Below are 23,667 nucleotides of genomic sequence, written 5' to 3'. Positions count from 1 at the left end.
TGAAACACGGGTGCGGGTCGCTCTGGTCTTTCATCGCCGTTGCGATTAGCCTGCTAATCCCTCTTCAAGGAAAAGTCATGGATAGAACTCTCTCTCGCCAACGTCTCGCGGGCGCCTTGGCGTTGCTGGGATTGATCGCTCAGCTCGTGGGCTTTACCCCTTGGGCCGACACCACTCAGGGCGTGAGCTACCTGTTCTGGGCAGCGGTGGCGCTGCTGTGGAAAGACATACCCAAGCGGTCGCGAACTCAAGCGGCGGTGCTGATCATACTCTCCTGCGCGATGCTGTTACTGGCGCGGCTTGGCTATGGCGCGGACATCCAGTGGACTCGAGTGCTGGACGGCAACGTCTTCGTGGTGGCGATGCTGATCGGGGTGAGCTTCATATCGCTGGTCGGCTCTCAGGAAAACACACGGGCGTCGGGCAAGCGGCTGACCGGCAGCGGCGGCATCCTGCGTACCTGGCTGGGGGTGCACTTTCTGGGCACCATCCTGAATCTTTCAACCATCTTCATGGTGGGCGATCGCATCGCGCGCCGGCGCCCGTTGAGCATGCCCCAGTACCTGGCACTCAACCGGGGCCTTTCGAGCGCCGCGCTCTGGTCGCCGTTCTTCGCCTCGATGGGGCTGGTCATCGCGCTGGCGCCCGAGGTGCGGTACGGTCATATCGCGCTGCTGGGATTTCCGCTCGCCCTGCTGTCGGGACTTTTCACCACCGTGGAGCTCAACCGGCGCTTCGACCTCGCCGAGGTTGACGGTTTCTCGCTCTCGCCCAGAAGTCTTCTGATGCCGCTGTGCATGGCGGCGGGTGTCATGCTCTTTCATTTCTGGCTGACGCCCACGCTCTCCATCGTCAGCATCATCACGTTCTTGATTCCCGCCGTGGCGGTATGCGCCAATCTGCGTCATGGCGGCGTCCAGACCGTCAAGCGCCTGCGCCTGCACACGTTCAGCCGCCTGCCCGCCATGCGCGGCGAGCTTTCACTATTCCTGGCGGCGGGGCTTCTGACCACCGGGCTCTCGACGCTGGTCAACGCCGCTGCCGGCGAGAACTGGACGCTCTTCGCGCACTTCGGCACGTTTCAGGCGATGGCGAGTTTTATCGCGATCACGCTGAGCGCACTGGCGGGGCTTCACCCGATCATCGGCATCTCGATACTGGCCTCGGTGCTCGAGCTTGGCGCCGGTGAGCAAACGCTGTTCGCCTTCGTGGCGCTGAGCGCCTGGTCGGTAGGGACCAGCGTCGGGCCGCTTTCCGGTATCAATCTCTCGCTGCAGGGGCGCTATGGCGTGGGCAGTTACGCGATGATGCGCAACAACTTCGTATATGCCGGGGTGATGAGCCTGCTCTCGCTGGGCGCGATCGCAGGCCTGGGAAGGGTCGGCGTCTAAGGCCGCTCAGGTCTCGACAATCTTGTTCGGGAAGCGGTAGAAGTAGCGGTGGCCGCACTGATGACAGGGCTCGAGGCGCGCGACGGTCTCAAGCATCACCTGGGCATCGCAGTGGACGCAGGCCATGAGCCCGGGGGCAGCCACCTCGCCTTCGCAGTAGTCGGCACGCGCGGCCTCCAGGTCATCCTCGAAACGCTCGCGCTCGACCACGCTGCGATCGGCAATGGAAAGCAGCGACTCCGCGACCCGCCGCGACAGCGTGTCGATGTCGACGCCGAGCCACTGGGCGACCTGCTTGCCGGTGTCCGCCATGTAATGGCGCATGTCCTTGAGATCGCGCTCGACCCAGGCGCGCAGCAGTGCCATCTCGTCCTTGGTGTACTCCTCGAACTCCGCCTCGAAAGCCACGGCGTCGTCCAGATCCTTCTGCAGGTTGGTCCAGGTGAGCTCGCTTGCGCCATCCTTCATGCGCTCCAGTAGGCGTTCGTAGCCTTCGCGCAGCCGGTGATCGTTGTGTCGTTCCATGGTCGCTCTCCTTTTCAATATCGCGCTTGACGTGCCTGGCCACCATCGGCGGCTAACCGTTCAAGGTTTTATCAGCATAGGATACAATCGAGCCTACTTGTCTGACAGATGTCATTCTCATTCATACCGCGCCCGCAGGGGCGACTTACGCCAAGGCATTGAAAAAACCGATGGATGCACACTACAGCCCTCGTGAGATCGAACGTGACGCCCAGCAGTACTGGGACAAGAACCAGTGCTTCAAGGCGGTAGAGGACGCCAACCGCGAAAAGTTCTACTGCCTGTCGATGTTCCCCTACCCCAGCGGCAAGCTTCACATGGGCCACGTGCGCAACTACACCATCGGTGACGTGGTCTCGCGCTTTCACCGCATGCAGGGCAAGAACGTCCTTCAACCGATGGGCTGGGACGCCTTCGGCATGCCGGCGGAAAATGCCGCCATCCAGAACCAGGTGCCACCGGGTGAGTGGACCTACCAGAACATCGACTACATGCGTCGCCAGTTGAAGGCGCTGGGCTTCGCCTACGACTGGAGCCGCGAGTTCGCCACCTGCGACGTCAGCTACTACCGCTGGGAGCAGTGGTTCTTTACCAAGCTGGTCGACAAGGGCCTGGTCTACAAGAAGATGTCCACGGTCAACTGGGACCCGGTGGACCAGACGGTATTGGCCAACGAGCAGGTGATCGATGGCCGCGGCTGGCGCTCCGGAGCACTCGTCGAGCGCAAGGAGATTCCGCTGTGGTTCTTGAAGATCACCGACTACGCCGAGGAGCTTCTGGCGGATCTGGACAAGGTCGAGTGGCCGGAGCAGGTCAAGACCATGCAGCGCAATTGGATCGGCAAGTCGAAAGGCGTGGAGCTCAGCTTCGATATCCAGACTCACACCGGCGAGGCGTGCGAGCCGTTGTCCGTCTACACCACTCGCCCGGACACGCTGATGGGCGTGACCTACGTGGCCGTGGCCGCCGGCCACCCGCTGGCGAAAGCCGCCGGCGAGCACAACCCGGCGCTTGCCGCCTTCTGTGAAGAGTGCGCCAAGGGCGGTACCTCGGAAGCCGAAATGGCGACCAAGGAGAAGCTCGGCATGGCCACCGGCCATAGCGCGACCCATCCGATCACCGGCGAGCGCGTGCCGGTTTTCGTGGCCAACTTCGTGCTCATGGAGTTCGGTACCGGCGCGGTGATGGCAGTGCCCGCCCACGATCAGCGCGACTGGGAGTTCGCTACCAAGTACGGCGTGACGATCAAGCCGGTCATCGCCGGTGAAGATGGCAGCGCGCCGGATCTGTCGGCGGCCGCCTATACCGAGCACGGCACGCTGATCAACTCCGGAGAGTTCGACGGCCTCGGGTTCGAGGCGGCGTTCGAGGCCATCGCAGCGAAACTTGCCGAGATGGGCCGCGGCGAGGTCAAGACCAACTACCGCATCCGCGACTGGGGCGTGGCCCGCCAGCGCTACTGGGGCGCGCCGATTCCGGTCAAGTACGGCCCCGAAGGCCAGACCGTCCCGCTCACTGACGACGAACTCCCGGTACACTTGCCCATGGAGGTCACCGTTGACGCCTCCGGCTCGCCGCTCAAGAAGATGCCGGCATTTTCCGATCTGGGCGACGGCTGGACGCGCGAAACCGACACCTTCGACACCTTCATGGAGTCCTCCTGGTACTTCGCCCGCTTCGCCTGCGCCGATAACACTGATGCCATGCTCGACGAGCGCGCCAACTACTGGCTGCCGGTGGATCTCTACATCGGCGGTATCGAGCACGCCATCCTGCACCTGCTCTACGCCCGCTTCTTCCACAAGCTGATGCGCGATTTCGGCCTGGTCGAGTGCGACGAGCCCTTCCAGCAGCTACTCACCCAGGGCATGGTGATCGCCGAGACCTACTACCGCACGCAGGATAACGGCGGCAAGCAGTGGTTCAACCCGGCGGACGTGGACGTCACCCGCGATGACAAGGGCCGCCCGGTCAGCGCGGTATTGTTGAGCGATGGGCAGCCGGTCGAGATGGGCGGCATCGAGAAGATGTCGAAATCAAAGAACAACGGGGTCGATCCGCAGTCGATGATCGACCGCTTCGGCGCCGACACCGTGCGCCTGTTCATGATGTTCGCCGCCCCGCCGGAGCAGTCGCTCGAGTGGTCCGACTCCGGCGTCGAAGGCGCGCACCGCTTCTTGAAGCGCATCTGGCGTCAGGTCCAGGAGCATCTGGAAGCCGGTACGCCCAGCTCGCTCGATACCGCCGCGCTCGACGACGAGCAGAAGACGCTGCGGCGCAAGACCCACGAGACGATCAAGAAGGCGAGCGACGACATCGGTCGGCGCACCACCTTCAACACCGCCATCGCGGCGGTCATGGAGCTTTCGAACGCCGTGGCCAAGTTCGACGATGCCTCCACCCAGGGTCTCGCCGTGAGTCGCGAGGCGCTCGAGGCGTGCGTGCTGATCCTCGCGCCAATCACCCCGCACATCGCCCATGCGCTGTGGCAACAGCTTGGCCACAGCGAGCCCGCCATCGAGGCGACCTGGCCGGCGGTGGACGAGACGGCGCTGACCCGCGAAAGCCTCGAGCTTGTGGTGCAGGTCAACGGCAAGCTGCGCGCCCGCCTCGAGGTACCGGCCCAGGCGGACAAGGCCTCCATCGAGCAACTGGCGATGGAGAACGACAACGTACAGCGACATCTCGAGGGCAAGACGGTGCGCAAGGTGATCGTCGTCCCGGGCAAGCTGGTCAACATCGTGGTGAGTGGATGAGCATTTCTCGACCCGTGACACGCCGCCGCCTGCTGGCGATCGGCACAAGCCTCGCCTCGGCGGCGCTGCTCGCCGGGTGCGGCTTCAAGCTGCGGGGCGCCGACTCGCTCCCCGCCCTGCCGCCACTGTCGCTCGAAGGCGACACTACCTCGGCTCTCGCCCGCTCGCTTGAGGCCCAGCTCTCTCGCCAGGGCACCCAGGTAGCCGGCGACGCCCCCTGGCGGGTGACCCTGAGCACGCCGACGGTCGAGAACCGGGCGATCGGCAGCGAAGGCCGCGCCAGCCGCGAGCACGAGCTGACCATGAGGGTCACGGTATCGGTGCAGCAGCGCGCCAACGACGCCTACGCGCTCAACAACGAAGCAATCGCCACGTCCACGCGGATTCGCGTCAACGACGACGACCTGCTGAACCGCCAGAGCCTGCTCGAGGAAGCGACCCAGACGCTGGCCCGGCGGCTCGCCGAGCGTATCATCGAGCGACTGGGCCGACTCGAGGCGCCGGCGTGAAAGTCTTCGCCGATCAGCTGGCCGCGCAGCTCGCCAAGAAGCTGCCTCGCACGGTGATCGTCGCCGGCGACGAGCCCTTGCAGCATCGCGATGCCTGCGACGCAGTGCGCCAGGCGGCGCGGGGCGCCGGCATCGAGGAGCGCGAGGTACTCGACGTCGAGGCCAACTTCGCCTGGGGGCGACTGCTGGAAACCGCCAGCAACCTGTCGCTGTTCGCCAGCAGCAAGCTTCTAGAGCTTCGCCTGGGCCACCACAAGCTCGGCCAGGAGGGCGCCAAGGCGCTCGCCCAGTACGCCGAGCTTTCGGAGCAAGGCGACGACGTGCTGCTGATCAGCATGGGCAAGCTCGATACCAAGCAGCAGAAGAGCGCCTGGTTCAAGGCGCTCGACAAGCAGGGGCTGTTCGTGCCGGTCTGGCCGGTAGACGTCTCGCGGCTGGGCTACTGGCTGCGGGACCGCGCCGCCCTGCACGGCGTGCAGATCGACCTCGATGCAGCGCGCCTGCTCGGCGAGCGCACCGAAGGCAACCTGCTCGCCGCCGACCAGGAGCTGCAGAAGCTGGCGCTGATCCATCCGCCGGGCGCCCGGCTCGACGTCGAGAGCATCGCCGTGGGCGTCGAGGACAGCTCGCGCTTCGACGTCTTCAACCTGGCGGACGCTTGCCTCAAGGGCGAGCCCCAGCGCGTGTCTCGCATCGTCACCGGGCTCAAGAGCGAAGGCGTCGAGGCACCGATCGTGCTCTGGGCGCTGACCCGGGAGCTCAGGACGCTGCTCTCGCTTCATCAGCACCTGGACCAGGGCCAGAGCTTCGAGCACGCCTGCAAGACGCAGAAGCCGATGATCTTTGACAAGCGCCGTCCGGCTTACCAGAAAGCGATCAACCGTCTGCCGATGAAACGCCTGCACAAGCTTTTGCTCATGGCCCAGCGCCTGGATCTCGCGGTCAAGGGCGCATCCGCAGTGCCGCTATGGCCGGGGCTGCACGATTTGGCGATGACGCTGTCCGGAGCGAAAGGTATACTCGCCGAGACCCCCTGGACCTACCGTATCGGGGTCTAGGATTCACGACTCCCCGTTCTACTGCGCTTTGCGCGATTGTCTAAGGATGAAGACGATGAAAACCCTGCGTGCCTCCCTCTCCTCCCTGCTGATCCTGGCCTTGGTGATCACCAGCCTGCCGGTCGTCGCCGCAACCCCCGCCGCCAGCGAGCTGATGTCGACCCAGTCGGTGCTGGCAAGCGATCAGGCTGGCAGCGACCGTCAGCGCATCAACGACGTTCTTGCCCGCGCCGACGTGCAGCAGGCGCTCGTGAACCAGGGCGTGAGCCCCGCGGACGTGCAGGAGCGCGTAGCAGCGCTGAGCGACAGCGAAGCCCGGCAGATGGCGGATCGCCTCGACGAACTGCCCGCCGGCGCCGGCGTGGTCGGTGCGCTGTTCGCGGTCTTCGTGATCCTGTTGATCACCGACATTCTTGGCCTGACCGACGTCTATCCGTTCACGCGCTGATCCTTCGATGACACGCTGCCTCTTCAACGCCCGCCTCGCGGGCGTTTTCATGCTGGCCCTTGTTCTGAGCGCCTGTGCGCGAACGCCGGTGTTGCTCGACAGCACCCGCGAGGAAATCGCCCCGCGCACGGAGCTCGGCGAGGTGCCCTTTTACGCTCAGACCGAGTATCAGTGCGGCCCGGCGTCGCTTGCCATGGTGCTCGAGCATCAGGGCGAGACCGCCAGCATCGAGGCACTGATTCGCCAGGTCTACGTGCCCGGGCGAGAAGGCAGCCTGCAGCCGGAAATGCTCGCCGCCGTGCGCCGCCATGGCCTGATCGCCTATCCGATTCGCCCCACGCTGGATGCGCTGCTCGCTCATCTCGACGCCGATGAACCGGTGGTGGTGCTGCAGAACCTGTCGCTGCCGCTTTACCCGATGTGGCACTACGCGGTGGCGATCGGCTACGACCTGCCTAGAGAAACCCTGATACTGCGAAGCGGCGAGATTCCGCGCCATACGCTTTCGCTTGCGCGTTTCGATGCCACCTGGGCACGCAGCCAGCGCTGGGGGTTCGTGGTCAAGCCGCCAGGCGAACTCGCCACAGGCGTTTCGGTACGCAGTGCCATCGAGGCGATCAGCGCCTTCGAGGCCGTGCAGGGGCCGAGTACCGCACTCGATAGCTGGCAGGCACTGGTAGAACGTCATCCGGATAGCGCCCTTGGCTGGTTCGCGCTCGGCAACGCCCGCTACGCCGACGGCAAGCCTGGTGAAGCAGTCGACGCCTTCGAGACGGCGACTCGGCAGGACCCGGCGCTGGGGGCGGCGTGGCTCAATCTGGGGCTGTTGCTGACCCAGCTTGATCAGCCCGGCGCGATCACCGCCTTCGAGCGCGCCGCCGCCCTCGAGGGGCCGTGGCAGTCCAAGGCGAGAGAACACTTGGGCCATTGACCCCATCACGCAACGAAAAAAGGGCCCGCAGGCCCTTTTTTCATGCGTGATACCGGCTAGAACACCCGATTGAGGCCGTTCTGCGCCGCCACCCGGTAGGCTTCCGCCATGGTCGGGTAGTTGAAGGTGGTATTGATGAAGTAGCGCAGCGTGTTGGCCTCGCCCTTCTGCTGCATGATCGCCTGGCCGATATGCAGGATCTCGGAGGCCTGGTCGCCGAAGCAGTGGATGCCGAGTATCTCGAGCGTGTCTTGATGGAACAGGATCTTGAGCATGCCCACCGTGTCGCCGGTGATCTGTGCCCGGGCGGTATCCTTGAAGAACGCCTTGCCGACCTCGTAGGGAATCTTCGCCTCGGTCAGCTCGCGCTCGTTGCGCCCGAAGGAGCTGATCTCGGGAATGGTGTAGATGCCCGTGGGAATGTCGGTGACGAAGCGGTACTCCTTGTCGAGCAGCTCGTTGCTCGAGTTGAGCCCTTGGTCGTAGGCGGCGCTGGCAAGGCTCGGCCAGCCGATGACGTCGCCTGCGGCGTAGATGTGCGGGATCTCGGTACGGTAGTGCTCGTCGACGTTGAGCTGACCGCGGCCATTGGCCTGCAGGCCGATATTCTCGAGCCCCAGCGAATCGGTGTTTCCAGTGCGCCCATTAGCCCACAAGAAGGCATCGGCGCGAATCTTCTTGCCAGACTTGAGATAGACGACCACGCCGGCTTCATCGCCCTCCACGCGGTCGTACTCCTCGTTGTGGCGTACCAGCACGCCGTGCTTGCGAAGATGGTACGACAGCGCATCGCTGATCTCGTCATCCAGAAACGACAGGAGACTGTCGCGGCTGTTGATCAGGTCGACCTTGACACCGAGCCCCGAGAAGATCGAGGCGTACTCGCAGCCGATGACCCCGGCGCCGAAGATCACCATGGTGCGCGGCGAATGGGCAAGGCTCAGGATGGTGTCCGAGCAGTAGATGCGAGGGTGGCGAAAGTCGATGTCGCCGGGGCGGTACGGGCGCGAGCCGGTGGCGATCACCACCTTCTTGGCGACAAGCTCTTCGGTGGCGTTCTGGCGATCGCGCACCAGCAGGGTATGCTCGTCCTTGAAGCGCGCGGTGCCCTGGAACAGGTCGATACGGTTTCGCGCATAGAACGTGGTGCGCATCTCGACCTGCTTGTCGATGGTCTCACGCGAGCGCTCCATGACGCGCGGAAAGGAGAACAGGCGCGGCTCGCCGATATCGCGGAACATGCGGTTGGTGTTGAACGACAGGATCTGCCTGACCTGATGACGCAGCGCCTTCGAGGGAATCGTGCCCCAGTGGGTGCAATTTCCGCCCACCTGAGGCTGCTTCTCGACGATGGCCACACGCTGGTCGTGCTTGGCTGCGTTGATGGCCGCGCTTTCGCCCGCCGGGCCCGTCCCGATCACTACCACATCGTAATTGTGAACCGCCATACCGTCTGCGTCTCCTCGATCCCGTTGTCGCGGGCCATGCCCGCGCTGTCGTCTACCGCGTGGCTTTGACCCCTAGCGACGGGTCGCATCGTAACCGAGGTCCGCGCCACGGCTTTCGTCGCTCGCCCGGCGCAGGCTACCGCGCTTGCGATTCTCTTCCTCGCACACCTCATCCTTGCCGCCGCAGATATCGCAGCCGTCCTTCATACCGATCGCATTGAGCCCGCCGCAGGAGCCCGCAATGGGCTTGCGCCCCATCAGCACGCCGACCGCCATGGCGGTCATGATCAGCGCCATGAAACCGAATACCAGTAACCAGATAGCCATATACGCCTCCTGTGACGTCCAAACCGCTCCCTTCGGGACAACGGTGCGTCTGGAAAGTGCCGCTCCGGGCCGACCGGCCCCGGCGAGGAAATACTGCGTCATTATACCTTACAGTGGCGGTACGATCAGGCAGTACGTCCCGATCAAAAACGAACGGGGCTAGCCTTGGCTAGCCCCGTCGAGGGTGAACCGCGCCCTTAACCGCCGAAGTCGTCGAGCATGATGTTCTCGGGCTCGACGCCGAGATCCAGCAAGAGCTTGATGACCGAGGCGTTCATCATGGGAGGCCCGCACATGTAGTACTCGCAATCTTCCGGCGCCGGGTGGTCCTTCAGATAGTTTTCGTACAGCACGTTGTGGATGAAGCCCGTCGGACCTTCCCAGTTGTCTTCCGGCAGCGGGTCGGAGAGCGCCAGGTGCCATTCGAAGTTCGGGAACTCCTCGGCGAGCTGGTCGTACTCCTCGTTGTAGAACGTCTCGCGCCAGGAGCGCGCGCCGTACCAGAACGACATCTTGCGATCGGACTTCAAGCGCTTCAGCTGATCGAAGATGTGGCTGCGCATCGGCGCCATGCCGGCACCGCCGCCGATGAAGACCATCTCGGCCTCGGTGTCCTTGGCGAAGAATTCGCCGAAGGGTCCCATGACCGTGACCTTGTCACCCTCTTTCAGGCTGAAGACGTAGGTCGACATCAAACCGGGCGGGTGGCTCGAGTTGGGCGGGGGCGTCGCGATACGGATGTTGAACTTCAGAAGCCCTTTCTCTTCCGGATAGTTCGCCATCGAGTAGGCGCGAATGACCTCTTCGTCGTTCTTGTGAGACACGTCGAACAACTTGAATTTTTCCCAATCCTCGCGGTACTCCTGTTCGATATCGAATTCCGAGAACTTGATATCGTAGGGAGGCGCGACCAGCTGCACGTAGCCGCCGGCGCGGAAGGCGACTTCCTCGCCTTCGGGCAGCTTCAGGTTGAGCTCCTTGATGAAGGTGGCGACGTTGGGGTTGGCGGTGACCTCGCACTCCCACTTCTTGACGCCGAACACCTCCTCGGGCACCTCGATCTTCATGTCCTGCTTGACCGGTACCTGGCAGGAGAGGCGCCAGCCTTCCTTCTTCTCGCGCATGGTGAAGTGCGACTCTTCGGTCGGCAGAATCGAGCCGCCGCCCTCTTCCACCCGGCACTTGCACTGGGCACAGGAGCCGCCGCCGCCACAGGCGGAGGACAGGAAGATGCCGTTGGCCGCCAGGGTGTTGAGAAGCTTGCCGCCGGCCTGGGTGGTCAGGGTGTTCTGGGGGTCGTCGTTGACCTCGATGGTCACGTCCCCGCTACTCACGAGCTTGCTGCGCGCTGCCAGAATGATCGCCGTCAGACTGATGACGATGACCGTGAACATGACAACACCGAGCAAGATGACGGATGTATCGATCATGTCGGTTTCCTATTGCTGGGGTCGTGCCGCGGGTCTTGGCCGCGACACGACCGGCCGATTAAAGCTGGATGCCGGAGAAGGACATGAAGCCCAGGGACATCAAGCCAACGGTGATGAACGTGATGCCCAGGCCCTGCAGTCCGCCCGGCACGTCGCTGTACTTCAGCTTCTCGCGAATACCCGCCAGGGCCGCGATCGCCAGCGCCCAGCCGGTGCCGGCGCCGAAGCCGTAGACCACGGCTTCACCGAAGTTGTAGCTACGCTCGACCATGAACAGCACGCCACCGAGGATGGCGCAGTTCACGGTGATCAGCGGCAGGAAGACGCCCAGCGCGTTGTAGAGCGACGGTACGTACTTGTCCAGGAACATCTCCATGATCTGGACGAGGGCCGCGATCACGCCGATGTAGGACAGAAGCCCCAGAAACGACAGGTCGATGTTCTCGGCGCCCTCGATCCCGGTCCAGGTCAACGCACCCTCCTGCAGCAGGTAGGTGTAGACCAGGTTGTTGACCGGCACGGTGACGGTGAGCACCACGATGACCGCGATACCCAGGCCGATGGCGGAGGAAACCTTCTTGGAAACCGCAAGGAAGGTACACATCCCCAGGAAGAAGGCCAGCGCCATGTTCTCGACGAAGACCGAAGCGACGAAAAGGCTCAGATAGTGTTCCATGTTACACGGCCTCCTTCGGCTTGGTGTTTTCCTTCATCTTGAACTCGTTCTCTTCCACCTGCTCGGGGTTGAGCGAGCGCAGCACCCAGATCATCAGACCGATGATGAAGAAGGCCGAGGGCGGCAGCAGCAGCAGGCCGTTGGAGATGTACCAGCCGCCATCCTGCACGGTGGGCAGCACGGTGAAACCGAAGATGCTGCCCGCACCGAGCAGCTCGCGGAAAAAGCCCACGACCAGCAGCACGAAGCCGTAACCAAGGCCGTTGCCGATACCGTCGAGAAACGACATGCCCGGCGTGTTGGACATGGCGAAACCTTCGGCACGCCCCATCACGATGCAGTTGGTGATGATCAAACCGACGAACACCGACAGCTGCTTGGACATCTCGTAGGCGTACGCCTTCAGGATCTGATCCACCACAATGACCAGCGAGGCGATGATGGTCATCTGCACGATGATACGAATCGCCGAGGGGATGTGGTTACGTATCAGCGATACGAACAGGTTCGAGAAGGCGGTCACGAAGATAACCGCCAATGCCATGACCAGCGACACGCTCATGCTGGTGGTGACCGCCAGAGCGGAACAGATTCCGAGAATCTGAAGCGCAATGGGGTTGTTCTGGAATATAGGGCCTACCAGTACGCCCTTTACATTTACATCCGCCATGATCAAGCCCCCTCAACGTCGTTGAAGTCGGTATCGGTGTCGTCGGCGTCTTCCGGCTCGGTACCGCTTCTGAACTTGGCAAGATAAGGACCGAAGCCCTCTTCGCTGAGCCAGAACTGCAGCATGTTGGTCACGCCGTTACTGGTCAGCGTGGCGCCGGAAAGCGCGTCCACTTCGTACTCGCCGCTTGCGCTCTTGCTCAGGTGAATCGCCGGGGTGAGATCGCCTTCCTCATCGTAGATCTCCTTGCCCTCCCACTGAGCCTGCCAACGCGGATTGTTGACCTCACCACCGAGCCCGGGAGTTTCGCTGTGCTCGAAGTAAGTGATACTCACGATGGTGTTGCCATCGCCTTCGACCGCCAGGAAGCCGCGCATGCGCCCCCACAAACCCTGGCCACGGATCGGCAGAACGATCTGCTCCGGGTCTTCCGGGTCGCCCACGAGATAGACGGTGGCATAGTTCTCGACGCGTGTGAGACCCGCGATGTCACGATCACCCGAGAGCGTGCGGCCGGTGGCCGGGTCACGGGCGGCTTCGAAGCCATCGTACTCGTCAGCGTCGAACTGATCGGTGTAGTCGCCGGTCTCGAGCTCGACCACGCGGCCGGTGATCTGCTCGGCGAAGACCTCTTCCACATCCATGCCCGGCTCATAGAGCTTGGCCACGTTGAGGATGTTGGTCTTGCGGTCGAGCTCCTGATTGAGCTGCTGCGCCGGGCGCAGCGCCACGGCCGCCGTGGAGACGATCACCGAGCAGATGATGCACAGCGAAAACGCCACGATCAGGATTTTCTTGATGGAGTTGTTACCTTGTGCCATTAGGCGGTCTCCTCGGCCGGTGCGCCGACACGCTTACGACGACGCTTCACGTTGGCCTGGACGAAGAAGTAATCGATCAAGGGCGCGAACAGGTTGGAGAACAGGATCGCCAGCATGATGCCCTCCGGGAAGGCCGGGTTCACCACGCGGATCAATACCGTCATCACCCCGATCAGCGCGCCGAAGACCAGACGCCCCTGGTTGGTCATCGATGCCGAGACCGGATCGGTGGCCATGAACACCATGCCGAAGGCGAAGCCGCCGATCACCAGATGCCAGTACCAGGTCATGGCGAACATCGGGTTGGTCTCGGAGCCGATCAGGTTGAACAGCGTGCTGGTCGCCACCATGCCGAGGAATACCCCGAGCATGATTCGCCAGGAGGCGATGCGCGTCCACAGGAGCACCGCAGCGCCGAGCAGGATCGCAAGAGTCGACACCTCTCCCACCGAGCCCGGAACGAAGCCGAAGAAGGCATCACTCCAGCTGAAGGTGTTGGAAAGCGTGTCCATGCCGTCCTGGAAGGCGACCGACAGTGCCGTGGCGCCGGTATAGCCGTCCGCGGCGACCCACACCGCGTCACCGGAGATCTGGGCCGGGTAGGCGAAGTACAGAAACGCACGACCGGTCAGCGCCGGGTTCAAGAAGTTCTTGCCGGTGCCGCCGAAGATCTCCTTGCCGATTACCACGCCGAAGGTGATGCCGAGCGCCACCTGCCAAAGCGGAATGGTCGCTGGCAGGATCAGAGCGTAGAGCACCGAGGTGACGAAGAAGCCTTCATTGACCTCATGGCCACGCTTGAGCGCGAACAGCACTTCCCAGAAGCCACCCACGGCGAAGGTCACCAGGTAGATCGGCAGGAAATACACGGCGCCCAACGCGAAGTTGGACCACAGGCTGCCCGGATCGTGACCGGCGGCCAGCAGCATGAACAGCGACTCGCGCCAGCCTTCGAGCGGAGCGTAGCCCGCATCGATGGCGACGTTGGCCTGCCAGCCGGCGTTCCACATGCCGAAGAACATGGCCGGGAAGGTGCATAGCCACACCGTGATCATGATCCGCTTGAGGTCGATACCGTCACGAATGTGCGCGGTGGTCTTGGCGACGCTCGGCGGAGAGTAGAAGATCGTGTCCACCGCCTCGTAAAGCGGGTAGAACTTCTCGTACTTGCCACCCTTGTGGAAGTGCGGCTCGAGCGTGTCGAGTGTGTGTCGAATACCCATATCAGGCCTCTTTCTCGATCATGGTGAGATTGTCACGCAGGATAGGGCCGTACTCGTACTTGCCGGGACAGGCGTAAGTACAAAGGGCGAGATCCTCCTCGTCGAGCTCCAGGCAGCCCAGGTCCATGGCGGACTCGATGTCACCCACGATCAGCGAACGCAGAAGCTGCGTCGGCATCACGTCCAGCGGCATCACGCGCTCGTAGTTGCCCACCGGCACCATGGCGCGCTCGGAGCCGTTGGTGGAGGTGGTCGGCGCGAAGTTGTGCAGGCCCTTGAACTTGGACAGGTAGATACCCATGACCGAGTGGCGGTTGGCGCCCGGCGAGAGCCAGCCCATGAAGGTACGCTTGTTACCCTCTTCGAGCAGACTGATCTGGTTGTGGAAGCGGCCAAGGTAGGTCAGCTTGCCTTCGGCGGCAAAGCCCGAGAATACCGACCCGGAGATGGTGCGCGTATCCTGGGGTTGGATGGTTTCACCCTCGAGAAGTTCATCGAGACTGGCACCGACGCGGGTACGCAAGAGGCGCGGCGCCTCGGCGCGCGGGCCGCCAACGGCGACGATGCGACGGTTGTCGATACGCCCCTCGACGAACAGCTTGCCGAACGCTATCACGTCCTGATAGCCGATATGCCATACCTGCTTGTGCAGGGCCACGGGCGAGAGGTAATGGATGTGCGTGCCGACCAGGCCCGCCGGGTGCGGCCCCTTGAAGCTTTCGGTCTTGACACCGCTTACGTCGCTACCGGGAATGGCAGCGTTTTCACCCGTGCACAGAAAAACGTTGCCCTCGGTCAGGCGGGTTAGCACCTTGAGGCCGTCTTCGAATGCCTGGGCATTTTCGTCGATGATGAAGGCAGGGTCAGCGCTGAGTGGATGGGTATCCACGGCGGTGACGAAGATGTCGGCGGGTTTGCTGCTTGGCGCCGGCGTACGCGAGAAAGGGCGCGTGCGCAGGGCCGTCCAGAGTCCGCTTTCGATGAGTTGGTCGACGACCAGCTGACGCTCGAGCGTGGTCAGGGCGTCGCGATCGTGGGAGGCGAAGGTTTCGGCCTCCTCGTTCTCGTCGACCTTGATGACCACGGAGAGCAGACGTCGTTTTTCGCCACGGTTGATAGCCACCACTTCACCACCGGCAGGCGCGGTAAAGCGTACGCCTTCGATCTTCTTGTCGGTGAAAAGTAGCTGGCCCAGTTTGACCTTGTCCCCTTCCTGAACTTCCATGGTTGGCTTCATGCCAACGTAGTCGGTACCCAGGATTGCCACGTGGCGCACAGGCCGCGCATCGTCAATACGCTGCTCGGGCGCTCCCGTGATGGGGAGATCCAGGCCTTTTTTGACTTCGATCATAGTCTCGCCCAGTTGATGGATCGGATATACGAAGGTAAGGGGTTCGAATGCTCATGTTCTGCAGAGGGAATTCTTGTTGGCGGTGCAGATCGTTACCAGTCAGGCCCAAGCATGCTTGAACCACCCCGAAAAATCCCCAGCATTATAAAGACAAGCGCGGCCAATGACCACATCCCCGACCGTCGCCTAAAGTGTTATATACGTGAAGCGCCTCTTGATTCATCCATAAAAAAACGCCACCTTGCGGTGGCGTTGTCGTCTTAAGCGAGGCGCGAAAGATTATCCGCGCGGCAGCTTCAGAAATTCGACGTTGGACATGTGCTGCAGGATGCGAATGACCTGGCAGCTGTAGCCGAACTCGTTGTCGTACCACATGTAGACCACCGCGTGGTTGCCGTTGGCGATGGTCGCCTTGGCATCGACGATCCCGGCGTGGCGATTGCCGACGAAATCCGACGACACCACTTCGGCGGAGTCGACGAAGTCGATCTGCTTCTGGAAGTTGGAGTCGATCGACATGCGACGCAGGTAGTCGTTTAGCGCGGCGGCGTCGGTCTCCTTCTCGAGCGTCAGGTTCAGGATCGCCATCGAGACGTTGGGCGTGGGCACGCGAATGGCGTTGCCGGTCAGCTTGCCTTCGAGCTCTGGCAGCGCCTTGGAAACGGCCTTGGCCGCACCGGTCTCGGTCAACACCATATTGAGCGCGGCGCTACGCCCGCGACGGTCGCCCTTGTGGTAGTTGTCGATCAGGTTCTGATCGTTGGTGTAGGCGTGGACGGTCTCGACGTGACCGGTCTTCACGCCGAATTCGTCGTTGATCACCTTGAGCACCGGCACGATGGCATTGGTGGTGCACGACGCCGCCGAGACGATGCGATCATCATCATTGATCGACTGATGGTTGATACCGAAGACGATGTTCTTGATATCGCCCTTGCCCGGCGCCGTCAGAAGCGCCTTCGCCACGCCCTTGCACTCCAGGTGCTGACCCAGGCCCGCCTCGTCGCGCCAGATACCGGTGTTGTCGACCACTACGGCGTTGTGGATACCGTAGACGGTGTAGTCAATCTCGCTTGGCGAGTCGGCGTAGATCACCTGCACCACGTTCCCGTTGATGGTCAGCGTGCGCGCCTCGGCGTCGACCCCGATGGTGCCCTCGAAGGGGCCGTGGACGGAGTCGCGGCGCAGAAGGCTAGCGCGCTTCTCGAGGTCCTTGGCAATGTCGCCGCGCCCGCGCACGACGATCGCGCGAAGCCGCAGCAGGTTGCCGCCGCCGGCCTTTTCGACCAGCACGCGCGCCAGCAGCCGGCCGATACGCCCGAAGCCGTAAAGCACCACGTCCTTGGGCTCGCCGGTGCTCGCCCCCGGCTGGTGGCCGTCGATGATCTCCGCAAGCTCACGCTTCAAGAACGCGTCCAGGTCGCCACCGCCCTGATGTTTGAAGGCGACCGCCAGCTTGCCGATATCGACGTGGGCCGGGCCGAGATTCAGCGCCGCCATCGCCTCGACGATCGGAAAGGTGTCCTGGACCGAGAGCTCGGTGCCCTCGATCTTGCGCACGAAACGGTGGTCCTTGAGAATGCGGATGACCGACTTCTTGATCAGCGAACGCCCGAACATGGTGGCCACGACGTTGTTCTGGCGGTACAGCTTGCCGACCAGCGGAATCATCTGCTCGGCAAGCGCTTCGTCGCTTTGCCACTTCTGAAAGACGTTCTCGAGCGTTTGCTGGCTCACGTAGGGCCCCTTTGCGTGGTGATGGTAATCAGCGCGTATTATCCAAAGCCCGCCCCTCCCCCGCAATCAAAGGATAGTCGCACGCCGTGTAGGGGTATTACACAACGGCCCATTTGACTACAAACACGAAATCGGGTTATGCGCGAGGCACGCACGGTCTCTCTGACGCCACGATCGTGTATGATTAGACCTTTGTCCAGGCGCAAGATACGACTATGCCCTCTTTCTCCCCGCTCGACCCGCCCGAGCCCCAAGGGGCTCGCGACACGCTTTATCTGACGGCGCCGCCCGGAAGCGCGCCGGCGTTGACGCTGGCCCGGATCGCCGATGACGCGCCCTTGCTGGTCATCACGCCCAGCACTGCCAGCGCCCAGCGGCTGGAGCAGGACCTGGCGTTCTACAGCCAGGTACCGGTGCTGCCCTTTCCGGACTGGGAGACGCTGCCCTACGACAGCTTCTCGCCGCACCAGGATATCGTCTCCGCTCGGCTGCGCACCCTGCGCCTTCTGCAGGACGGCGTGAAGGGCATCGTGCTGGTACCGATCAATACCCTGATGCAGCGCCTGCCGCCGGTTTCCTATATCGCCGGGCGCGTCATGACCCTCGAGGCCGGCGCGACCCTCGAGCGCGAGAGCTTTCGCGAATCACTGTCGCGGGCGGGCTATCGCGCCGTGGAAACGGTTTATGAACCCGGCGAGTACGCCATGCGCGGCGCGCTGATCGATCTGTTCCCGATGGGTGTTCCCGACCCGATCCGCATCGACTTGTTCGACGACGAGATCGACACCCTGCGCCACTTCGACCCGGGCAGCCAGCGCTCCACGGAGAAGGTCGAGCGCATCGAGCTTCTGCCCGCCCACGAGTATTCGCTCAGTCGCAGCGCCATTGCCTGCTTTCGCGAGCAGTTCGAGACCCTGTTCGACGTCGACCCGCGCCAGTGCCCGCTCTACAACGACGCGCTCAAGGCGATTCCCTCGCCGGGGCTTGAACACTACCTGCCGCTGTTCTTCGACGAGACCGCCTCATTATTCGAACACCTGACTCGGGACACCCGCGTGGCGCTGCTGCCTGGCGTGTTCGAGGCCGCCGAACAGCACTGGCGCTCGATCGAGTCGCGTTATGAGAATCTCGGCGTCGACCCGACCCGGCCACTTCTGCCGCCGCACCGCGCGTTTCTTCCGGTCAACGAGATCTTCTCGGCGATCAAGGAGCGCCCGCGCGTCGAGCTCGTCGAGACGGACAGCGACCAGCGCCATGCCCACGCGCCAAAGGCCCAGGCGCTGCCTTCGCTTGCCGTCAACGCCCGCGCCAAGGCACCGCTCGGCGCGCTCGAGAGCTTTCTTTCTGAGCACGCACAGACCCGCGTACTGTTCGTGGCCGAATCCCGCGGCCGGCGCGAGGCGCTCGAGGAGCTTTTGGCACCGCTGCGCCTCGCGCTGCCCTACGTCGCCGGCTTCACGGCGTTTCTGGAAAGCGAAGCCCGCACGGCCATCACCGAGAGCCCGCTCACCAGCGGCCTGTGGCTCGGCGACCCGTCGCTTGCGGTGGTCAGCGAGACCGAGCTGTTCGGCGATGTGGTGCGCCAGAGCCGCCGCCAGGACAAGGCGACCGACGACAACGAACTGGCGGTACGCCATCTGGCCGAGCTCAAGGAGGGGGCGCCGGTGGTGCATCAGGCTCATGGCGTGGGACGCTACCTGGGCCTCGAGGCGCTGGAAGCCGGTGGCCAGGCCAACGAGTTCCTGGCGCTCGAGTACGATGGTGGCGCCAAGCTCTACGTGCCCGTTGACAGCCTGCACCTGATCTCGCGCTACAACGGCGCCGACGACGAGCATGCTCCGCTCAACAAGCTCGGCTCCGACCAGTGGGAGAAGGCACGGCGCAAGGCCGCCGAGAAGATTCGCGATACCGCTGCCGAGCTTCTGGACATCTACGCCCGTCGCGAGGCCCGCGAGGGTACGGTCTACCAGGCCCCGGACGAGGAGTACGCCCGCTTCGCGGCGAGCTTCCCCTTCGAGGAGACACCGGACCAGAAAGCCGCCATCGAGGCAGTGATCGACGACATGGTCTCGCCCCAGCCGATGGATCGCGTGGTGTGCGGCGACGTCGGCTTCGGCAAGACCGAAGTCGCCATGCGCGCGGCGTTTCTGGCGGTGCAATCCGGCCGCCAGGTGGTGGTGCTGGTGCCCACCACCCTGCTCGCCCGCCAGCACTTCGAGAACTTCCGCGACCGCTTCGCCGACACCGCGGTCAACATCAGCCTGATCTCGCGCTTCACCGGCGGCAAGGAGATGACCAAGACGCTCGAGAACATCAAGGAGGGGCACGCGGATATCGTCATCGGCACCCACAAGCTTTTGTCGAAGAGCGTCGAGCTGCCCAAGATGGGTCTTCTGATCATCGACGAGGAGCACCGCTTCGGCGTCGCGCAAAAGGAGAAACTCAAGAGCCTGCGCGCCGAGATCGATATCCTCACGCTGACCGCCACGCCGATCCCGCGCACGCTCAACATGGCGATGAGCGGCATTCGCGATCTCTCGATCATCGCCACCCCGCCGGCCAAACGGCTGTCGGTGAAGACCTTCGTGCAGCAGCACAACGAAAGCCTGATCAAGGAAGCGCTGCTGCGCGAGCTACTTCGCGGCGGCCAGGTCTACTTCCTGCACAACGAAGTGAAGACCATCGAGAACGCCGCCGAGAAGATTCGCGAGCTGGTACCCGAGGCGCGCGTCGGCGTGGCCCACGGTCAGTTGCCGGAGCGAAGCCTAGAACGGGTGATGTCGGACTTCTACCACCGCCGCTTCAACGTGCTGGTGTGCTCGACCATCATCGAGACCGGCATCGACGTGCCGAGCGCCAACACCATCCTCATCGAGCGCGCGGACAAGTTCGGCCTCGCCCAGCTCCACCAGTTGCGCGGGCGCGTGGGCCGAAGCCATCACCAGGCCTACGCCTACCTGCTCACCCCGCCGCCCAAGGCGATGACTCGGGACGCGGTCAAGCGCCTCGAAGCGATCAGCGCCTCGGTCGATCTGGGGGCGGGCTTCACGCTCGCCAGCCATGACATGGAGATTCGCGGCGCCGGCGAGCTTCTCGGCGACGAGCAGAGCGGCCAGATGGAGACCGTCGGCTACACTCTCTACATGGAGATGCTCGACCGGGCGGTGAAGGCGATTCGCGCCGGCAAGACACCCAACATCGAGGCGCCGTTCGATAGCGGCCTGGAAATCAGCCTGAACCTACCCGCCTTGATCCCCAGCGACTATATTCATGATGTACAGCAGCGTCTGGTGATGTACAAGCGTATCGCCAATACCCAAAGCGACGCCGAGCTCAAGGAGCTGCAGGTGGAACTGATCGATCGTTTTGGCCTGTTGCCCGCTGCGCTCAAGAACCTGATTCGCCAGACCCGGCTTCGCCATCGGGCCGAACCGCTGGGCATCGCGCGCATCGAGGCCGGCGATACCCGAGGCCGTGTGCTCTTCGAGAACACGACACAGGTCGACCCGCTGACGCTGGTCAACCTGATCCAGACCTCCTCGGCGCACTATCGCCTCGACGGCGCGGATACGCTGAGGTTCGAATTTCCCATGGAAACCTTCGATCAGCGTTTCGAGGTCATCGAAAACCTGCTGGGGAAGCTCAACCAAAAAGTAGCGGCGGCGTAAGCCTTGGGGCACACTTAGACCTAAGCCGCATGACAAGCGGATTGGCTCGACTGAAGACGCGACTTAGCGGTGGATTAACTCATTAGGAACGACCATGAACACACGACGCACCTTTACTCTCTGGGGGCCCACGAGCCTTGCGGTCCTGATGGCCGCCAGCCTCGCCGGGCCGGTCTACGCACAGCAAAACGGTGACGCACCGACCGTCGCCACCCAGGGTCTGGACGCCCAGGCGCTGGCCAGCGCCGAGCAGGTCGAGGCCCAGCGCGAGCTGCCGCGCGGCCACTACCGCCTGCCGGACGAAGGCGACATCGTCGGCCAGTACTACACCGTCACCGTCGAAAACCCGGAAGAGACGCTGCTCGACATCGCCAGACGCCACAATATCGGCTATGAAGAGATTCGCATGGCCAACCCGGACGTGAGCCTCTGGGTACCCGGCGAAGGCACCGAGGTGGTGATTCCCGCCCAGTACATCCTGCCGCCGGCGGAGCGCAAGGGCATCGTGGTCAACCTGTCGGAGCTGCGCCTTTACTACTACCCCGAGGACAATCCCGGCATCGTCGAGACCTACCCGGTCAGCGTCGGCCGCGAGGAGTTCGCCACCCCGGTGGGCTTGACTCGCACCACCGTCAAGGTGAAGGACCCCGCCTGGTCGCCCCCCGCTTCCATGCGCCGTGAAGCCGCCGAGCGTGGTGAACCCGCCCCTTCCGTGGTCCCCGCCGGCCCGGACAACCCGCTGGGTCGTCACGCGATCCTCCTGGGCATGCCGAGCTACCTGATCCACGGTACCAACCGCCCTGACGGCGTGGGCATGCGTGCTAGCCGTGGCTGCATTCGCATGTATCCGGAAGACATCGAATCGCTCTGGGAGCGGGTTCCGAGCGGCACCCAGGTCAACCTGATGGATGCGCCGTTCAAGGCCGGCTGGGGCGCTGACGGCACACTCTACGTGCAGTCCTACCCGCAGCTCGAGGAGAACGTGGGGGATTTCGAACCGCTGCTCAACGCCATCGAGCGTGTCGAGGCACTCACCCAGGAAGAGATCGAGGTGGATTACGCCCAGGTGAAGCGCGCGGTGGAATCCCCGAACGGTCGCTTCGTGGCCCTGTACGGCCCGCAGGCGCCGGCGGCAGAAGCCGAGTCGCCCGCAGAGCAGGCGCCTTCCGAGCGCGAAGGACTCTTCCAGGAAGTGGAGCTCAGCGCCGTGGTCGAGGGCGACAGCGACGCCTGACAAGCTCTGAAGCAATCAGCGGCTACCACCCAGCGGTAGCCGCTTTTTCATGCCCGCTTCCTTTTCACCCCCGCTTCCCTTTTTCAGTCCCGCTTCATGGCGCTGCCTGAAACAGACAATAAAAACGAGCAATAAAGAACCGGCCATAAAAAACCCCGCACAAGGCGGGGTTTTTCACAGCTTACGCAGACCGCTGAGCCCAGTGGGTACTCAGTGGTCCATGCAGAATTACTTCTGCATGGAGCGCTGGAACTGACGGCTCATTTCTTCACGGTTCTGCTCGGACATCTGCAGAGCGGCTTGCGCGTCGCGCTGAGCCTGGTTTGCAGTGTTCAGAGCCTGTGAAGCCATGCTGCGAGCTTCTGCGGCGTCAGCCTGGGCAGATTCGGCAGTCATGCGAACTTCTTCCAGAGCGCTGGTAGAAGCACAGCCAGCCAGAACGGCCAGAGAAGCAGCAGCAGCGGTCATTTTCAGAGCAGTCTTCAGAGTCATGATGTTCTCCTTGAGTCTTCCTTGGGTACTACGTTGAAGGTATGACAAAACGAAGGCTAGAAGGTCAGCTTGGTTTTGTCTACCTGCGGTGCAGGTTCTTTACAGTGACTGGCGCCAATGACTTACGTCATCCGGCTCAAGTCAAACGCTGTTTTATATTAGTCCACAGCGCTTGTCCATAGCCACCTGTTTTAAACCTGAAACTTCCTTATGGACCGCTATCATACTAGCGGATCACGACACGGGTGCCAACATCTACGAGCGATGCGATGCGTTCGATCTGATCGTTGGTGACCGCGATGCAACCCTGAGTCCAGTGATAACGCCCGTGAATATCCGGGTCGGCGGAGCCCAGCCCGTGTATGCCGATGGCGCCCCCCAAGGCGGTTTCCTGCGGGGGGTACCCGAAGCGGCGGTACGCGTCGAAATACGCCTCGTAATCGGCCTGGGAGTAGATACCGGCCTCGAGCGCCATGCGCGCGTGAGGCGGCGTAGGATAATCGATACCGATGAAGATATGCCAGCGACTTTCGCGGTTGAAGCGATACACGCGAAACTCGCCCAGCGGCGTGGTGTTGTCACCGCGTACCCGCTGCGTTCTGGCGCCGCCCCGCCCCAGCGAAATCGGCGCGTAACGCTCGATCAAGGCGTCGCCGCGGAAAACGCTCAATACCGATTCTCGGTCGTCGATCAGCACCCAGAGTTCGTTGCTATGACGCGGCTTGGCGGCGCTGTCGAGCAACGTCCGGATCAAGTCGCTGGGCTGGTACGGGGTGGCGGGCGCGTTGACGGATGCACTGGCGACGGCGGGCCAGCCCATGGCGAGCGCTAGAAAGCGACGACGGTTCAAAGGCATCGGACAATTCTCGGTACGGGCCAAAAACGATCGGCCGAGAGACAAAATGGCTAGGGACGTTTATACCCTATCGGCCGTGGCCCTGTCAGTGCCCGAGCATTAAAAAGGCGCCTCGC

Annotated in this window: 20 protein-coding genes; 8 read left to right on the top strand and 12 right to left on the bottom strand. The window is 63.1% G+C overall.

The window, feature by feature from the left end:
- Positions 1-77: 77 nt before the first annotated feature.
- Positions 78-1,391 (top strand): hypothetical protein, encoded by a 1,314-nt coding sequence (locus GEV37_RS14515; RefSeq protein WP_227390987.1) that lies wholly within the window; start codon positions 78-80, stop codon positions 1,389-1,391.
- A gap of 6 nt (positions 1,392-1,397) precedes the next feature.
- Here the strand turns inward: GEV37_RS14515 and GEV37_RS14510 are convergent, their stop codons facing one another.
- On the bottom strand, positions 1,398-1,916 hold the full coding sequence (locus GEV37_RS14510) for a zinc ribbon-containing protein (RefSeq protein WP_227390986.1): 519 nt from the start codon (positions 1,914-1,916) through the stop codon (positions 1,398-1,400).
- 170 nt (positions 1,917-2,086) lie between these two features.
- Here GEV37_RS14510 and leuS point away from each other — a divergent pair, with 170 nt between their 5' ends.
- Genes leuS through GEV37_RS14485 form a run of 5 tightly spaced genes read left to right on the top strand, consistent with a single transcriptional unit; the run spans position 2,087 to position 7,618 of the window.
- Positions 2,087-4,672 (top strand): leucine--tRNA ligase, encoded by a 2,586-nt coding sequence (leuS, locus tag GEV37_RS14505; RefSeq protein WP_227390985.1) that lies wholly within the window; start codon positions 2,087-2,089, stop codon positions 4,670-4,672.
- Complete coding sequence (locus GEV37_RS14500) at positions 4,669-5,181, top strand: LPS-assembly lipoprotein LptE (RefSeq protein ID WP_227390984.1); 513 nt, start codon at positions 4,669-4,671, stop codon at positions 5,179-5,181. Before leuS ends, GEV37_RS14500 begins: the two co-directional genes overlap by 4 nt.
- Complete coding sequence (holA, locus tag GEV37_RS14495) at positions 5,178-6,239, top strand: DNA polymerase III subunit delta (protein WP_227390983.1); 1,062 nt, start codon at positions 5,178-5,180, stop codon at positions 6,237-6,239. Before GEV37_RS14500 ends, holA begins: the two co-directional genes overlap by 4 nt.
- A gap of 55 nt (positions 6,240-6,294) precedes the next feature.
- Positions 6,295-6,687, top strand: a complete 393-nt coding sequence (locus tag GEV37_RS14490) for a PA2779 family protein (protein WP_227390982.1) — start codon at positions 6,295-6,297, stop codon at positions 6,685-6,687.
- Positions 6,688-6,736: 49 nt separating this feature from the next.
- Positions 6,737-7,618 (top strand): PA2778 family cysteine peptidase, encoded by an 882-nt coding sequence (locus GEV37_RS14485; protein WP_227390981.1) that lies wholly within the window; start codon positions 6,737-6,739, stop codon positions 7,616-7,618.
- A gap of 56 nt (positions 7,619-7,674) precedes the next feature.
- Here GEV37_RS14485 and sthA read toward each other — a convergent pair whose 3' ends face one another.
- The 9 genes from sthA to GEV37_RS14440 form a co-directional block, all read right to left on the bottom strand.
- Entirely contained in the window at positions 7,675-9,066 is a 1,392-nt protein-coding gene (gene sthA, locus GEV37_RS14480) for a Si-specific NAD(P)(+) transhydrogenase (RefSeq protein ID WP_227390980.1), read from the bottom strand.
- 72 nt (positions 9,067-9,138) lie between these two features.
- A complete protein-coding gene (nqrM, locus tag GEV37_RS14475; RefSeq protein ID WP_227390979.1) occupies positions 9,139-9,393 on the bottom strand; it encodes a (Na+)-NQR maturation NqrM in 255 nt (84 codons plus the stop codon).
- Between the two features lie 197 nt (positions 9,394-9,590).
- Complete coding sequence (gene nqrF, locus GEV37_RS14470; protein WP_227390978.1) at positions 9,591-10,823, bottom strand: NADH:ubiquinone reductase (Na(+)-transporting) subunit F; 1,233 nt, start codon at positions 10,821-10,823, stop codon at positions 9,591-9,593.
- A 58-nt stretch (positions 10,824-10,881) separates the two neighbouring features.
- A complete protein-coding gene (gene nqrE, locus GEV37_RS14465) occupies positions 10,882-11,499 on the bottom strand; it encodes an NADH:ubiquinone reductase (Na(+)-transporting) subunit E (protein WP_227390977.1) in 618 nt (205 codons plus the stop codon).
- A gap of 1 nt (position 11,500) precedes the next feature.
- The gene (locus tag GEV37_RS14460; RefSeq protein ID WP_227390976.1) at positions 11,501-12,169 is read right to left on the bottom strand and encodes an NADH:ubiquinone reductase (Na(+)-transporting) subunit D; all 669 of its coding nucleotides are present in this window, start codon (positions 12,167-12,169) and stop codon (positions 11,501-11,503) included.
- Between the two features lie 2 nt (positions 12,170-12,171).
- Entirely contained in the window at positions 12,172-12,990 is an 819-nt protein-coding gene (locus GEV37_RS14455) for a Na(+)-translocating NADH-quinone reductase subunit C (protein ID WP_227390975.1), read from the bottom strand.
- Positions 12,990-14,213, bottom strand: a complete 1,224-nt coding sequence (locus GEV37_RS14450; protein ID WP_227390974.1) for an NADH:ubiquinone reductase (Na(+)-transporting) subunit B — start codon at positions 14,211-14,213, stop codon at positions 12,990-12,992. Before GEV37_RS14450 ends, GEV37_RS14455 begins: the two co-directional genes overlap by 1 nt.
- Position 14,214: 1 nt before the next feature.
- Positions 14,215-15,564 carry a Na(+)-translocating NADH-quinone reductase subunit A gene (locus GEV37_RS14445; protein ID WP_227390973.1) on the bottom strand — a complete coding sequence of 450 codons (1,350 nt, stop codon included), beginning with the start codon at positions 15,562-15,564 and terminating at the stop codon, positions 14,215-14,217.
- A gap of 279 nt (positions 15,565-15,843) precedes the next feature.
- A complete protein-coding gene (locus GEV37_RS14440; protein ID WP_227390972.1) occupies positions 15,844-17,301 on the bottom strand; it encodes a glyceraldehyde-3-phosphate dehydrogenase in 1,458 nt (485 codons plus the stop codon).
- A 215-nt stretch (positions 17,302-17,516) separates the two neighbouring features.
- Here GEV37_RS14440 and mfd point away from each other — a divergent pair, with 215 nt between their 5' ends.
- Together mfd and GEV37_RS14430 are read left to right on the top strand one after the other, a co-directional pair.
- Positions 17,517-20,969, top strand: coding sequence for a transcription-repair coupling factor (mfd, locus tag GEV37_RS14435; protein ID WP_227390971.1), 3,453 nt, complete (start codon positions 17,517-17,519; stop codon positions 20,967-20,969).
- Positions 20,970-21,063: 94 nt separating this feature from the next.
- On the top strand, positions 21,064-22,203 hold the full coding sequence (locus GEV37_RS14430; RefSeq protein ID WP_227390970.1) for a L,D-transpeptidase family protein: 1,140 nt from the start codon (positions 21,064-21,066) through the stop codon (positions 22,201-22,203).
- Between the two features lie 228 nt (positions 22,204-22,431).
- Here the strand turns inward: GEV37_RS14430 and GEV37_RS14425 are convergent, their stop codons facing one another.
- Complete coding sequence (locus GEV37_RS14425) at positions 22,432-22,695, bottom strand: Lpp/OprI family alanine-zipper lipoprotein (RefSeq protein ID WP_227390969.1); 264 nt, start codon at positions 22,693-22,695, stop codon at positions 22,432-22,434.
- Between the two features lie 226 nt (positions 22,696-22,921).
- Positions 22,922-23,551, bottom strand: coding sequence for a L,D-transpeptidase family protein (locus tag GEV37_RS14420; protein WP_227390968.1), 630 nt, complete (start codon positions 23,549-23,551; stop codon positions 22,922-22,924).
- Between the last annotated feature and the right edge of the window lie 116 nt (positions 23,552-23,667).

It is taken from the genome of Vreelandella malpeensis, from assembly GCF_020622355.1.
Taxonomy (GTDB): Bacteria; Pseudomonadota; Gammaproteobacteria; order Pseudomonadales; family Halomonadaceae; genus Vreelandella; species Vreelandella malpeensis.
Note: the sequence above shows the minus strand (reverse complement) of the source record. Positions and strands in the feature narration are given on the sequence as shown.